General features: G+C 75.3%; 12 protein-coding genes. 6 read left to right on the plus strand and 6 right to left on the minus strand.

Annotated elements, in window-relative coordinates; all coding sequences use genetic code 11:
* Positions 1–5: 5 nt before the first annotated feature.
* Genes ACIG5E_RS20780 through ACIG5E_RS20790 form a run of 3 tightly spaced genes read right to left on the minus strand, consistent with a single transcriptional unit; the run spans position 6 to position 2,768 of the window.
* The gene (locus ACIG5E_RS20780; RefSeq protein WP_396535320.1) at positions 6–1,160 is read right to left on the minus strand and encodes a bifunctional RNase H/acid phosphatase; all 1,155 of its coding nucleotides are present in this window, start codon (positions 1,158–1,160) and stop codon (positions 6–8) included.
* 4 nt (positions 1,161–1,164) lie between these two features.
* The gene (locus tag ACIG5E_RS20785) at positions 1,165–1,908 is read right to left on the minus strand and encodes a zinc ribbon domain-containing protein (RefSeq protein ID WP_396535322.1); all 744 of its coding nucleotides are present in this window, start codon (positions 1,906–1,908) and stop codon (positions 1,165–1,167) included.
* A 23-nt stretch (positions 1,909–1,931) separates the two neighbouring features.
* On the minus strand, positions 1,932–2,768 hold the full coding sequence (locus ACIG5E_RS20790; RefSeq protein WP_396535324.1) for a Nif3-like dinuclear metal center hexameric protein: 837 nt from the start codon (positions 2,766–2,768) through the stop codon (positions 1,932–1,934).
* A gap of 397 nt (positions 2,769–3,165) precedes the next feature.
* Between ACIG5E_RS20790 and ACIG5E_RS20795 the strand changes: the two genes are divergently transcribed.
* On the plus strand, positions 3,166–5,151 hold the full coding sequence (locus ACIG5E_RS20795) for an alpha/beta hydrolase family protein (protein WP_396535326.1): 1,986 nt from the start codon (positions 3,166–3,168) through the stop codon (positions 5,149–5,151).
* Positions 5,152–5,355: 204 nt separating this feature from the next.
* The gene (locus ACIG5E_RS20800; protein WP_396535328.1) at positions 5,356–5,529 is read left to right on the plus strand and encodes a hypothetical protein; all 174 of its coding nucleotides are present in this window, start codon (positions 5,356–5,358) and stop codon (positions 5,527–5,529) included.
* 88 nt (positions 5,530–5,617) lie between these two features.
* Here ACIG5E_RS20800 and ACIG5E_RS20805 read toward each other — a convergent pair whose 3' ends face one another.
* Positions 5,618–6,700 (minus strand): alcohol dehydrogenase catalytic domain-containing protein, encoded by a 1,083-nt coding sequence (locus ACIG5E_RS20805; protein ID WP_396535330.1) that lies wholly within the window; start codon positions 6,698–6,700, stop codon positions 5,618–5,620.
* A 193-nt stretch (positions 6,701–6,893) separates the two neighbouring features.
* Here ACIG5E_RS20805 and ACIG5E_RS20810 point away from each other — a divergent pair, with 193 nt between their 5' ends.
* The 4 genes from ACIG5E_RS20810 to ACIG5E_RS20825 all read left to right on the plus strand — a co-directional run bounded on the left by ACIG5E_RS20810 (position 6,894) and on the right by ACIG5E_RS20825 (position 11,131).
* Positions 6,894–7,547 (plus strand): class I SAM-dependent methyltransferase, encoded by a 654-nt coding sequence (locus ACIG5E_RS20810; protein WP_396535332.1) that lies wholly within the window; start codon positions 6,894–6,896, stop codon positions 7,545–7,547.
* A 192-nt stretch (positions 7,548–7,739) separates the two neighbouring features.
* Positions 7,740–9,032 (plus strand): hypothetical protein, encoded by a 1,293-nt coding sequence (locus tag ACIG5E_RS20815; protein WP_396535334.1) that lies wholly within the window; start codon positions 7,740–7,742, stop codon positions 9,030–9,032.
* A gap of 6 nt (positions 9,033–9,038) precedes the next feature.
* On the plus strand, positions 9,039–10,010 hold the full coding sequence (locus ACIG5E_RS20820) for an N-acetylmuramoyl-L-alanine amidase (RefSeq protein WP_396535336.1): 972 nt from the start codon (positions 9,039–9,041) through the stop codon (positions 10,008–10,010).
* Positions 10,011–10,219: 209 nt separating this feature from the next.
* Positions 10,220–11,131: a hypothetical protein gene (locus tag ACIG5E_RS20825; protein WP_396535338.1), complete on the plus strand. Its 912-nt coding sequence runs from the start codon at positions 10,220–10,222 to the stop codon at positions 11,129–11,131.
* Between the two features lie 68 nt (positions 11,132–11,199).
* Here ACIG5E_RS20825 and ACIG5E_RS20830 read toward each other — a convergent pair whose 3' ends face one another.
* Positions 11,200–12,261 carry a prenyltransferase gene (locus tag ACIG5E_RS20830; RefSeq protein ID WP_396535340.1) on the minus strand — a complete coding sequence of 354 codons (1,062 nt, stop codon included), beginning with the start codon at positions 12,259–12,261 and terminating at the stop codon, positions 11,200–11,202.
* Complete coding sequence (locus tag ACIG5E_RS20835; protein ID WP_396535342.1) at positions 12,258–13,007, minus strand: class I SAM-dependent methyltransferase; 750 nt, start codon at positions 13,005–13,007, stop codon at positions 12,258–12,260. The genes ACIG5E_RS20830 and ACIG5E_RS20835 overlap by 4 nt, the downstream gene beginning before the upstream one ends.
* Positions 13,008–13,070 lie beyond the last annotated feature (63 nt).

Raw genomic sequence — 13,070 nt, forward strand, 5'->3', positions numbered from 1 at the left:
GGGGTTCAGCGCAGGTGCGAGCCGTCGTTGAGCAGCCGCAGCGAGGCGTTGCCGTCCGCGTAGTACTGGACGGCGCAGATCGAGGCGGCGGACAGCTCCATCCGGTACATCGAGTCCGGCGGGGCGCCGAGGGCGAGCCGGACCAGCGTCTTGATCGGGCTGACGTGCGAGACCACCAGCACCGTCTTCCCCGGGTACCGGGCGAGGATCTTGTCCCGGGCGACGCCGGCCCGGTGGGTGAGGGTGGTGAAGCTCTCGCTGCTGCCGGTCGGCTTGGCCTTGGCGGAGCCGAGCCAGGCCGACAGGTCGTCCGGGTAGCGCTCCTGCACCTCGGCGAAGGTCAGGCCCTCCCAGGCGCCGAAGTCGACCTCGCGCAGCCCCTCCTCGTACCGGACCTCCAGGCCGAGCCGGGCGGCGACGATCTCGGCGGTCTGCCGGGTGCGGCGCATCGGGGAGGCGACGACCGCCTGGATGCTGCCGCGCGCGGCCAGCGCCTCGGCGGCCCGCTCGGCCTGCCAGCGGCCCTTGTCGGACAGCTCCGGGTCGGTGCCGCCGCTGCCGGAGAAGCGCTTCTCCGGGGTGAGCGGGGTCTCGCCGTGGCGCAGCAGGACGAAGGTGGTCGGGGTGCCGAGGTCGGCGGGGGCGGCCCAGCCGGCCTTGGGGGCGCTCTTCTCCGGCGGCGGCTCGGCCGCGAGGGCCCCGGTGGCCCCGGTGGCCCCGGCGGGCTTGCGGGGCTCCCACTGGCGCCCGTCGCGGCCGGCGTCCATCGCCTCGTTGGCCAGCCGGTCGGCGTCCTTGTTCCGCTCGCGCGGGATCCAGGTGTACGTGACCCGGCCGCGCGGGAAGACCGTGCGCGCCTCGGCGGCGAGCGGCTGCATGTCGGGGTGCTTGATCTTCCAGCGCCCGGACATCTGCTCGACGACCAGCTTGGAGTCCATCCGGACGTCCACCGAGGCGTCCGGGTCGAGCTCGCGGGCCGCCCTGAGTCCGGCGATCAGGCCCCGGTACTCGGCCACGTTGTTGGTGGCGTGGCCGATGAACTCGGCGGCCTCCGCGACGAGCTGCCCGGTGTCGCCGTCGCGGACCACCGCGCCGTAGCCGGCCGGCCCCGGGTTGCCCCGGGACCCGCCGTCCGCCTCGACGATGAAGCGCGCCGCCACCGGGTCAGACGCCCGAGTCGGCCGTGCGGACCAGGATCCGCGAGCAGTTCTCGCAGCGGACGACCTGGTCGGCCGGCTCGGCCTTGATGGCGTTCAGCTCGGTGATCGAGAACTCGGTGCGGCAGCCCTCGCAGCGGCGCTGGTAGAGGCGGGCCGCGCCGACGCCGCCCTGGGTCTCGCGCAGCTTGGCGTACAGCTTCAGCAGGTCGGCCGGGATGACGGCGGCGACGGCCTCGCGGTCGCGCTTGACCTTGTCGGCCTCGCCGTCGATCTCGGCGTAGGCGGCGTCGCGGCGGGCCTCGGCCTCCTTGAGGACCACGGTGGAGTGCTCCAGGCGGGCGCTCAGCTCCTCGACCCGGGTCTTGGCGCTCTCCTGGCGCTCCATGATCTCCAGCACGACGTCCTCCAGGTCGCCCTGGCGCTTGGCGAGCGAGCCGATCTCGTGCTGGAGGTTCTCCAGGTCCTTCGGCGAGGTGATCGCGCCGGAGTCCAGGCGCTGCTGGTTGCGGGCGGCACGGGCACGGACCTGCTCGACGTCCTGCTCGGCCTTGGTCAGCTCGCGGGCGGTGTCGCCCTTCTGGGCCTCGGCGGCGACGACGAGGTCCTTGAGCGCGGTGTGGTCGGCGGTGGCCTTCTCGATCTCGGCGTGCTCGGGCAGGCCCCGGCGCCGGTGGGCCAGCTGGTCGAGCTTCGAGTCGATGGCCTGGAGGTCGAGCAGGCGGATCTGGTCGGCGGGCGCGGCGTTCAAGGGGAAAGCTCCTGTGAATCGGGTCAGGCGGTGAAGGACATGGGGGCGTGCGCGGTCCACGGGTCGGTGACCCGGTGGGAGACCTTGGTCTCCACGGCCCAGCCGCGCTTGTCGGCGACGGCCAGCAGGGCGCGCTCGGCCAGGCCGAGCCAGGGCCACTCGGTGGCCCAGTGGGCGGCGTCGACCAGCGCGACCGGCGCGGCCTCGGTGGCCTCGGAGGCCGGGTGGTGGCGCAGGTCGGCGGTCACGTAGGCGTCCACGCCGGCCGCCCGTACGTCGGCGAAGAAGCTGTCGCCCGAGCCGCCGCACACCGCCACCCGGCTCACCTGCCGGTTCGGGTCGCCGGAGACGCGCACGCCCGCGGCGGTGGCGGGCAGGCCCCTGGCGACCTGCGCGGCGAAGGCGGACAGTGTCAGCGGGGGCTCCAGCAGGCCGATCCGGCCGGTGCCGCGACGGCCCAGCGGGTCCGTCGGGTCCGGCACCAGCGGGCCGGTGACCCGCAGACCGACCGCCTCGGCGAGCGCGTCCGAGACGCCGGGGTCGGCGTGGTCGGCGTTGGTGTGGGCGACGTGCAGCGCGATGCCGTTGGTGATCAGCGTGTGCACCACCCGGCCCTTGAAGCTGGTGGCGGCGACGCTGGTGGTGCCGCGCAGATAGAGGGGGTGGTGGGTGACCACCAGGTCCGCGCCCCACTCCACGGCCTCGTCGACGACCGCCTGGACGGGGTCGACGGCGAACAGCACGCGGCTGACCTCGGCCTGAGGGTCCCCGCAGACCAGGCCGACGGCGTCCCAGGACTCCGCCCACTGCGGGGGGTAGACCTCTTCGAGGGCGGTGATGACGTCGGACAGTTTCGGCACCTGTCGAGACTACCGTGCGCGCGGGGGCGGTCGGGCCTCGGCCGATCGGGGGACGGGCGCGGCGTTCGTTCGGAGGCCGGTGCGGTGATCGTTCGGACGCCGGTGCCGTGGGCGTACGGATGCGCGTCAACCCGGAGCGGACCGGCGTCAACCTGGGACGGGGCGTCCGTACGGGCCCGCGCGGACCGTGTGCACCCGCACGCCCGGCGCCCGTGGCGCACAGTGCGGCACTCGTACGAATTCGAAACCGCCCCCTGCTCACCCTTACGAGTGAAGTGACCGGCTCTGCGTTGAGGCTTCGGTTTTGTCGAAACTAACTTCATTCCTGCGAACGGGAGTTGCCCCGGCAACGGACGAAAGGGACGTGGTGGCACATGAGGGCGAGCGGAGCGTGAACGTGGCCACCCGCACCACCACCCGGGCACTGCGCCGGCTGGGCTTCGCGTTCGCCGCCGACGGCAGCCATGCGGCCTGCCTGGCCGCGGCCGCCGACAGCGGCTGGTACGTGGAGGGCTGGCGGCTCCCGCCGGACGGTTCACCGGCCGCGCCGGCCGCGCTGCCGCTGTCCGGCAACCGGTCGCAGGACCTGCGCTCACAGCTGGTCGCGTTGCCCGACGGCTCGGTGCTGGTCTGCCGGCACGACGGCGAGCGGCACGACCTGGTCCGGCTCTCGCCCGGGGAGAACGGCACCGTGGAGCAGCAGGTGGCCTCGCTCCGGCTGTCCGGGCTGCGGCTGCTGCCGCTCCCGGTGCCGCCCGGCGCCGGACCGCGCACTCCGGTGGCGGTCGCCCTCGGCACGGACACCCGCCCGGCGACCACGGCGTGGCTGGTCCGGGCGGACGGCAGCGAACCCGTGCAGGTCGCCGAGATTCCCGGCCTGCACGGCGGCGGCACCTGGCTGGACCGCACGGGCGCGCTGCTCGCGCTGGACCGGGTGGCCGGCGGGCTGGTCCGCAGCGTGGTGCTGGACCTGCGCAGCGGCACCGCCACCCCGCTGCTGGAGATCGGCGAGCACAGCAACGACCGGCTGGTGCTGTTCGACCCGGACAGCGGCTTCGCGATGGTGCGCAGCGACGCGCCCGGCACCGACCGGCTGGGCTGGGGCGTGCTGGGCGGCGGGGAGCCGCTGCGGTTCCCGGAGTGCCTGCACGTCACGGGCATGGTCCTGCGACCGGTCGCGCTGCGGCAGGCGGCGGACGGCCCCCGGGTCGCGGTGCAGATCGACCACGGCGCCGGGTCGGCGCTCGCCCTGTGGCGGCCCGCCGTCGGACGGCTGGACCCGCTGCCGGTGCCGCCCGGGCGGCTGGGCACGGTCGGGCACTGGGGCGAGGCCGGGCTGCGGATCCCGTACTCCTCCCCCGACCACCCGGCGGCGCTGGCCACCCTGGACGTGGACGCCCTGCTGGCGCACGGACCGGCTGCGACCGGATCCGTCCCGATGCCGTTGCCGCTCCAACTCGCACCGCTGGGCTCGGGGTTGCCCGGCCCGTGGCGGGACACCGTGCCGCCCTGGCAGCCCGGCGGGCCGCGCGGCGCCCGCACCCCGCCCGCCGGTTGGCGCCTGGACGGCAGCACGCCGCCCGGCGACGGCGGCCGCTGGCAGCCCGCGCAGAGCCTCGAACTCGCGGGCCCGGCCGGCCCGTTGGAGGCCGTGGTGTACGGCGGTGACGCCTGGCTGAGCAGCCCGCACCTGGTACTGGCCCTGCACGGCGGGCCGGCGGACGCCTGGCGGCTGGAGTTCGACCCGGCGCTGCAGCGGATGGCCGCCGAGGGCCTGGCGGTGGTCGCGCCCAACCAGCGCGGCTCCACCGGCTACGGGGTGCCGCACGCGCTGGCCGTCCGGGGTGCCTGGGGCGGGCCCGACCTGGACGACGTGCTGCACCTGCTGGAGGGCATCGCCGGCCAGCGCGCGGCGCTCGGCCTGGAACCGCCCGCACTGTTCGGGGTCAGCTACGGCGGGTTCCTGGCGCTGCTGGCGGCCGCGCACGCCCCGGCCGAGCAGGTCGCCCGGTGCGCGGTGGTCGCACCGTTCCTGTCCGGCGCCCGGCTGCTCGCCGAAGCGGCGCCCCCCGTACGGGCGTTGACCGCCCGGCTCGGCGGCGGCGAGCCGATCCTGGACGCCCGCGGCCCGCGCGACGTGCTCCAGCTGGCGCACCGGCTGAGCGCGCCACTGCTGGTGGTGCACGGCAACCGGGACGAGGTGGTGCCGGTGAGCCAATCCCGGTCGTTGCGGCACGAGTTGCTGCGGATCGGGCGGGTCGAGGGCGCGGACTTCCGCTACGTGGAGGCGGCCGGCGCCGGGCACGAGGTGCTCGCCGAGGAGGGCGCCGCCGTGCTGCACGAGCTGCTGGCCGCGTTCCTGCGGACCGGCCGGCCGGGCTGACCTCACACGCACCCGGGCAGCGCGGGGACTCGCCCCACGAGGTCGATAGGATCTCGTCAGCCCCGGCCGTTATGGTGGCCGGGGCACGGGCCGCGATCACCGGCTGTGGGCGCGTACCGAGCGCCCGATCGGGGACCCGACCGTGTGCCGCAGGCACCGGACGGGCGCCGATGACCCGCACCCTCCGCACGGAAGACGATTCTCATGTCCGACACCCTCACCGACACCACCGGACCCGTGATGACCGGGACCGACGCCGACGAGAAGACGGCCAAGGACACCGCGTCGCACGGTCGCCACCGCGGTGGCTCCGCGTCCGACGACACCCCCGGGACGGACCCGCACGGTCGCCACCGTGCGGCCGGCGCCCGGGGCTGATCCCGAGGAACGAACCGCGAAACCCCGCGAGGGCCTGCCGAGAACATCCCGGCGGGCCCTCGCACGTTCCCGGCCCGGTGGGACCGGGCTACCCGAGCGAGACCACCGTCCGCAGCGCCTCGCCGCTGCGCATCTGCTCGATCGCCCGGTTCACGTCCGCCAGCCCGACCCGGTGGGTGATCATCCCGTCCAGGTCGATCCGCCCGGCCCGCCACAGGTCCACGACCAGGGCGATGGTGCGGGCCACCGGCGCCCCGCCGTACAGCGAGGGCAGCAGCCGCTTCTCGTTGAAGAACAGCTCCCCCATGGTGAACTGCGCGAGGTCGTCCTGCGCGCCCGCGCCGATCACGACGACCGCGCCACCGCGCCGGGCCGCGTCGTAGCCGGCCCGGACGGTGGCCGCGCGGCCGACCGCCTCGAAGACGTGGTCGAAGCCGCCGCCGGGCAGGCCCTTGGCCGCCGCCCGCAGCTCCTCGGGGGCGATCGCCTCGGTGGCGCCGAAGGCCAGCGCCCGCTCGCGGCGCGAGGCCACCGGGTCGACGACGGTGATCCGGGCGGCGCCGCAGACCCGGGCGCCCTGGACGGTGGCCACGCCGACGCCGCCCGCGCCGATCACCGCGACCGTGGAGCCGGGCTCGACCCGGGCGGTGTTGACGGCGGCGCCGATGCCGGTGGTCACCCCGCAGCCGATGAGGGCGGCGGCCTCGTACGGGAGGTCGGCGGGCACCTTGATGACGGCGTCGGCGGCGACCACCACCTCCTCGGCGAAGGCGCCGGTGCCGTAGAAGCCGGAGGCCTCGGTGTCGCCCTCGGCCAGCCGGAAGCCGGGCGCCCCGAGCCGCCGCAGGCTTGCGACGCACAGGTGGCCGCGGCCCCGTTCGCAGTGGGCGCAGCGGCCGCAGGGGGCCATCCAGCAGAGCACCACCCGGTCCCCGGGGGCGACGCCGGTCACGCCCTCGCCGACCTCGACGACGTCCCCGGCGCCCTCGTGCCCGGGGACGAACGGCGCGGGCTGCGGCAGGACGCCGCTCATCGCGGAGAGGTCCGAGTGGCAGAGGCTGGCGGCGCGCATCCGGACCCGTACGGTGCCCGGTCCGAAGCCGACCGCCGTGACGTCCTCGCGGACGTCGAGGGTGTCCTGGCCGGTCTTGTGCAGGACGGCTGCGCGCATGGGGCTGCTCCCGGTGTGCCTCGGATCAAGGGTCGGGCCGATTCTGGCACGGCCGCCGGAACCGGACTAGAACGCGTTCCAGAACCGGCCCGGGCACCCGGGGTGCGCCCGGCCGACCCGCCAGGGCCGCCCCCGCTACCTTCGAGTAGGGTCCGACCACGTCCGTCCGCCGCCCGAACCCGAGGAGCACCGCATGTCCGACCTGCTGGAGGGCGCCCGCCCGGCGCCGGAGGTGCTGGCGGCGTTCGAGGCGGCCACCGGGTTCATGCCGGTGGACGAGGGCCTCGCGCTGTACGCGGCGGCGGTGGCGGCGGCCCGGCACACCGGGCTGCCGGTGCTGGAGATCGGCACCTACTGCGGCCGCTCGGCGGTCCTGCTGGCGGCCGCGGCCCGGGAGACCGGGACGGTCGCGCTGACCGTGGACCACCACCGCGGCTCGGAGGAGCAGCAGTCCGGCTGGGAGTACCACGACCCGACGCTGGTGGACCCGGAGGTCGGGCGGATGGACACCCTGCCCCGGTTCCGCCGCACCCTGCACGCCGCCGGGCTGGAGGAGCACGTGGTCGCGCTGGTCGGCCGCTCGCCGCAGATCGCCGCGCTGTGGGGCCGGCCGCTGGGCCTGGTCTTCATCGACGGCGGGCACACCGACGAGCACGCCACCGGCGACTACGAGGGCTGGGCGCCACACCTGGCGCCGGAGGGCCTGCTGGTGGTGCACGACGTGTTCCCGGACCCGGCGGACGGCGGCCAGGCCCCGTACCGGGTGTACCTGCGGGCGCTGGCCGAGGGCTTCGAGGAGGTCTCGGTGACCGGCTCGCTGCGCGTCCTGCGCCGGGCCGCCGCGTAGCCGTCCAGCCCGAGTCCCCTTCCCCGACCACCCCGCGAGATCGCCCCCGAAGCCCGGCCCGGATGCTCTAACGTCGTGCCGGGGCTGTCCGGCGGGGGCTCGAACGGTACGGTGTCCGCGCAGCACCAGGCAGCTGCGGCACGGGCGGCAGCACCAGGCAGAGCATCGGCGGACGGTGGGGGCCAGCGGCACATGACGGACCAGCACAACACCGCTCCGGCGGTCTGGGACCCGACCGCGCGTGGCGGCGCGGGCGGCTGGGTCCGCAATCCACAGCGCCCGGACGCCGATTCCGCCCCCGCCGGGCCGACCGCGCCCCCCAGCGCGGGCGCGGTCGGCGACCAGGGCCCGCCGCTGGGCGCCCGCCCGTACCTGTCCACCGCCCCGGGCTTCGGCCCGCCGCCGGACACGTCGGCGCCGGGCCCCGCCCCGACGACCACCCCGGAGCCGGGCCCCGGGGACCCCACCACCGCCCTCCCCCGCGTCACCCCGCCGCCCCCGGGCGCCCCGCCCGCGGCGGGCCCGGCCGCGCCCACGCCGTTCCCCTCCCACGCGGCCCCGCAGGACCGCGGCCCCCAGGACGGGCGGCTCCCCGGCCCCGGCTACGTGTATCCGCCGCCGCCCCCGGCCGGCCCGTACCAGCAAGGCCCGTACCGGCAAAGCCCACACGAACAGGCCCCGCACCAGCAGCCCGGGTACGGCGCCCAGCCCTACCCCGCCCAGCCGGACTATCCGACCGCCCAGCCGCTCGACGACGAGGAGGACCGGGACCGCCCGGCCAACCGCAAGGCCCCGCTGCTGATCGGCTTCGCCCTGCTGCTGGTGGTGGCGGTCGGCGGCGGCCTGCTGTACGCGACCAAGAGCGGCGACAAGAACGACCAGGCCGCGCCCGCCCCTTCGGCCGCCAGCGCGACCGGCTCCGGCGACCCGCAGCCCGCCCCGGCGCCCAGCGGTACGGACGCCGCGCCGAGCGCCACGGCCTCGCCCTCCGGTACGCCCTCCCCGACCGCGTCCGGCGCCGGCCCCAACGCCAAGGCCCAGGCCCAGGCGCTGGACAGCCTGCTCGCCGAGGGCGGCAACGCCCGGGCCCAGATCGGCAATGCGGTGGCCAAGGTGACCAGCTGCCCGGCGAAGGCCGACATCGACAGCGCGGCACAGGTCTTCGACAGCGGCGCCAAACAGCGCGACGGCCTGCTGACCAAGCTCTCCAAGCTGAGCGTCACCGACCTGCCGGGCGGCACGGACGCGGTGAACGCGCTCAAGTCCGCCTGGCAGTTGTCCGCCGACGTGGACCGGTCGTACGCGAGCTGGGCGCGCACGGTGGCCGGCCAGGGCTGCTCCGGCACCGCGCCGACCACGGCGGACAAGAAGAAGGCGGACGAACTCAACCCACAGGCCACCCAGGCGAAGAACGACTTCCTGACCAAGTGGAAGCCGATCGCGACCGCTTACGGCCTCACCGCGCCCACCTCGGACAGGATCTGAACCACCGTGACCGGCCCGACCTCCCGACCGCCCCGCCGTTCCGCCCTGCTGCGCGCCACCACCGTGGTGGCCGCGGTCGTCCCGCTCTGCACGGCGGGCTGGTTCGGCTGGCGGGCCCTTGACCACTCCGACCCGGCCGCCGCCACGGCGGTCGCCACGGCCGCGCCGCCCAGCGCCGCGCAGTCCACCGGCCAGGCGCCGGCCACCCCGGAGGCACCGCCGTCCGGCAGCACGCCGACGGGCACGCCCACCGAGACGGCCGCGGCTCCCACCGGCACGCCGACCCCGACGCCGACCGGGACCGCCGACCTCGCCGGCCGCACCATCGTGCTCGACCCCGGCCACAACCCCGGCAACTTCTCCCACCCCACCGAGATCAACCGCCAGGTGGACGTCGGCAACGGCCACAAGGAGTGCGACACCACCGGCACCGAGACCGACGCCGGCTACACCGAGGCCGACTACACCCTGGACGTCTCCCGCCGGGCCCGCGCCCTGCTGACCGCCCGGGGCGCCAAGGTGGTGCTGGTGCAGGACGGCGACCGCCCCTGGGGCCCGTGCGTGGACGAGCGCGCCCGGGCGGGCGCCGACGCGCACGCCGACGTCGCGGTCTCGGTGCACGGCGACGGCGCTCCGGCGAGCGGCAGCGGCTTCCATGTGATCATGCCCGCCAAGGTGGTCGCCGGTAAGGCGGACAACTCCGCGATCGTCGAACCCTCGCACCGCCTCGGCCTGCTGCTGCGCGACCGCTTCCACGCCGCGACCGGCGAGCCGTACGCCGACTACATCGCCGACGAGGGCCTCGACACCCGCTCCGACCTGGGCGGCCTCAACCTCTCCGCCGTTCCCAAGGTGTTCATCGAGTGCGGTAACATGCGCAACTCCGCGGACGCCCGACGGATGACGGACCCTCAGTGGCGGCAACAGGCCGCCCAGGGGATCGCCGACGCGCTGACCGCCTTCCTGACCACGCACTGAGCGGGCCCGGCAGGGGAGTTGGGACGGGTGGGCCCGGTGGACGACACACCACCGCGCCCGCACGGTTTGCAACGACTTCGACCCGTTCCCGGTCCCGCTGTGCACCGGCAGGGCGGTTGGGCCTAGGCTTCTGGTCCGTTCGGGAGTTTCGGCCGGTCAGCCTGACCGCGCGAAGCACCGTCCACGACACGTCAACGAGGGGAACGTAAGTGAATCTGCGCGCTCTCACCAGGGGAGACGCCGCCGTCGCAGGCGCGGCCGTCCTGCTGTTCATCGCCTCCTTCCTGCCTTACTGGACCGTGGACTGCAGCGGCCGGTACTGCGGGGACACCTCGCAGAACGCGTGGAGCACCCAGCTGTTCCCCATCCTGCCCTCGGTCTTCCTGCTGGGCATCGCCGCCGCCGTCCTGATCCTGGTGCAGCGCTTCCAGGGCCCCGCCGCCGCCAACCGCCAGGTGCTCGGCCTGCGGCTGGACCAGTGGGGCATCGCGTTCGCCGTCGCGGCGCTGTGGACCTCGGTCTGGTCGCTGGGCGGCGGCCCGTCGGCCCCCAACTTCGGCCACGGCTTCGGCGCCTGGCTCGGCCTGATCTCGCTGATCGTGCTGGCCGGTGCGGCCGCGGCCGCGCCGCTGGTGCCCGCGCTGAAGGCCCCGCTGGTCTCCGACCGCCCGGCCGCCGTCCCGTACCAGGGCGGCTACCCGGTGCCGGGTCAGCCCGGCCACCCGGGCGCCCCCGGCCAGTACGGCTACCCGACCCAGGGCCACGACCCGGCCTTCGGCGCCCAGCCGGTCCCCGGTGGCTACGGCTACCCGGCCGCCGGCCAGCCGCAGCCCGGCCAGCCGGTCCAGCCGCAGGACGCCGGCGCCCCGGCCCCGCAGCCGGCCCCGGCCGCCGCCCAGCAGCCGGCCGCCCCGGCGGCGGACTTCCAGCCGTTCTGGTTCGCCGTCCCGGCCCCGCGCCAGCTGGCCCCGAAGGACAACCCGGCCGGCGCCCCGATCGGCGAGGTCGTGCCGGGCACCTGGTACCTGGCCGTCGAGCAGCGCGGCGCGGCCCTGGTCGCCCAGCTGCCGGACGGCACCCAGGGCGTGCTGGCCGACACGGCGGGCATCCAGCGCGGCTGACGCCACCCACGGCATGCGGAAGGGGGCGGGACCGGGTCACCGGTCCCGCCCCCTTCGCCGTCCGCCCTTCAGCAGCAGTCCTGGACCACCAGCCCGGCGGGCAGCTGCTCCCCGCCGAAGACCGCGACGGTCGCCGGGTCCCCGCCGAGCGCGGCCACCGCGAGCAGCAGCGCCCCGGCCGTCCAGGTGGTGCGTTCCTCGGGCCAGATCGCGTCGTCCTCGAAGACGTACCCGGTCCAGTACGAGCCGTCCTGGTGCCGCAGGTGCTGCTGGATCCAGCGCAGGATGTCCACCGCGCGGTCGGACTGGCCGATCGCCCAGAGCGCGAGGGCCAGTTCGGCGCTCTCGCCGCCGGTCACCCACGGGCGGTCGCTGACGCAGCGCACGCCGAGGCCGGGGACGACGAAGCGCTCCCAGTCCCGCTCGATCCGGGCCAGCGCCGCCTCGCCGCGCAGGCCGGTGCCGAGCACCGGGTAGTACCAGTCCATCGAGTAGCGGCCCTTGTCGAGGAACCGCTCGGGGTGGTGGGCGATGGCGTGTCGCAGCCGGCCGGCCGCGAGCTCCCAGTCGGGCTGCGGCTCCTCCAGGTAGTCGGCGATGGCCAGGCCGCAGCGCAGCGCGTGCAGGATGCTGGACGAGCCGGTGAGCAGCGCCTCCTCGGTGGCGGCGCCGTCCTCGTCGACCCGCCAGGCGATCGGGCCGCCGGGCAGCCGCAGGCCGACGATGAAGTCCAGCGCCCGCCGGACCACCGGCCAGATCCACTCCAGGAAGGCGTCGTCGCCGGCGCTGAGGTGGTGGTGCCAGACCCCGACCGCGATGTACGCGCAGAAGTTGCTCTCCTTGGCCCGGTCGGTGACCACGCCGTCGGTGTACGCGGCGTACCAGGAGCCGTCCGGGTTCTGCTGAGCGGCGAGCCAGCGGTAGGCGGCCTCGGCGGCGGCGTGCTCGCCGGCGGTGTCGAGGGCCATCGCGGCCTCGGTGTGGTCCCACGGGTCGAGGTGGTGGCCGGCGAACCACGGGATCGCGCCGTCGGGGCGCTGCTCGGCCAGGATGCTGCGGACGGTGTCGGCCGCCTGCTCGGCGTCCAGCACCCCGTCGAGCAGCAGCACCTCGGGGACGGCGGCGGTCATGCGCCCGCCTGCCGGGGCTCCGCGCGGTTCGGCTTGGACGCGTAGGCGACGAAGCTCTTGCCGATCACCGGGTTGAGTGCCTTCTCGGCGGCCTTGGTGAGGGAGCTGATCACCGGGGTGCCGACGATGTCCCAGACCAGCAGCTGGTGGTAGGCCTTGACCGGCAGCGCCTTGTCGTTGTCCACGCCGACGGCGCACTTGATCCACCAGTACGGCGAGTGCAGCGCGTGGGCGTGGTGGGTGCCGTACGGCTCCAGGCCGGCGTCCTTGAGCTTGCCGAGCAGCTCGTCGCCCCGGTAGATCCGGATGTGGCCGCCCTCGACCTCGTGGTACTCGTCGGACAGCGCCCAGCAGATCTTCTCCGGCAGCCAGCGCGGCACGGTGACGGCGAGCAGGCCGCCCGGCTTGAGGACCCGGAACATCTCGTTGAGCACGCCCTTGTCATCGGGTATGTGCTCCATCACCTCGGAGATGATGATCTTGTCGAAGTACTCGTCCTCGAACGGCAGCGCCAGCGCGTTGCCCTCCATCGCGACCGCCGACGCGCCCTCGGGGGCCTCACCGGCCAGCTCCATCGCGGCGAACCACTTCTTGACCTCGGCGATCTCCTCGGCGTTCTGGTCGAGGGCGATCACATTGGCGCCGCGGCGGTAGCACTCGAACGCGTGCCGGCCCCCGCCGCAGCCCAGGTCGAGCACCCGGTCGCCGGGGGCGAGCGGGAAGCGCGAGAAATCGACGGTCAGCACTGCAGGGCTCCCATTCCTATTGCTACCAAGCGTTCTTGACGCTTCGTCAGAACACTTCGCCAG

Origin of the sequence: Kitasatospora sp. NPDC053057, assembly GCF_044546945.1 — a bacterium.
In the GTDB taxonomy this organism is placed as follows: domain Bacteria; phylum Actinomycetota; class Actinomycetes; order Streptomycetales; family Streptomycetaceae; genus Kitasatospora.

Excerpts from the sequence above, each read along its gene's own strand:
- ACIG5E_RS20800 (WP_396535328.1), top strand. The coding sequence starts at position 5,356 with ATGTCCGACACCCTCACCGACACCACCGGACCCGTGATGACCGGGACC.
- ACIG5E_RS20805 (WP_396535330.1), bottom strand. The coding sequence starts at position 6,700 with ATGCGCGCAGCCGTCCTGCACAAGACCGGCCAGGACACCCTCGACGTC.
- ACIG5E_RS20810 (WP_396535332.1), top strand. The coding sequence starts at position 6,894 with ATGTCCGACCTGCTGGAGGGCGCCCGCCCGGCGCCGGAGGTGCTGGCG.
- ACIG5E_RS20815 (WP_396535334.1), top strand. The coding sequence starts at position 7,740 with ATGACGGACCAGCACAACACCGCTCCGGCGGTCTGGGACCCGACCGCG.
- ACIG5E_RS20830 (WP_396535340.1), bottom strand. The coding sequence starts at position 12,261 with ATGACCGCCGCCGTCCCCGAGGTGCTGCTGCTCGACGGGGTGCTGGAC.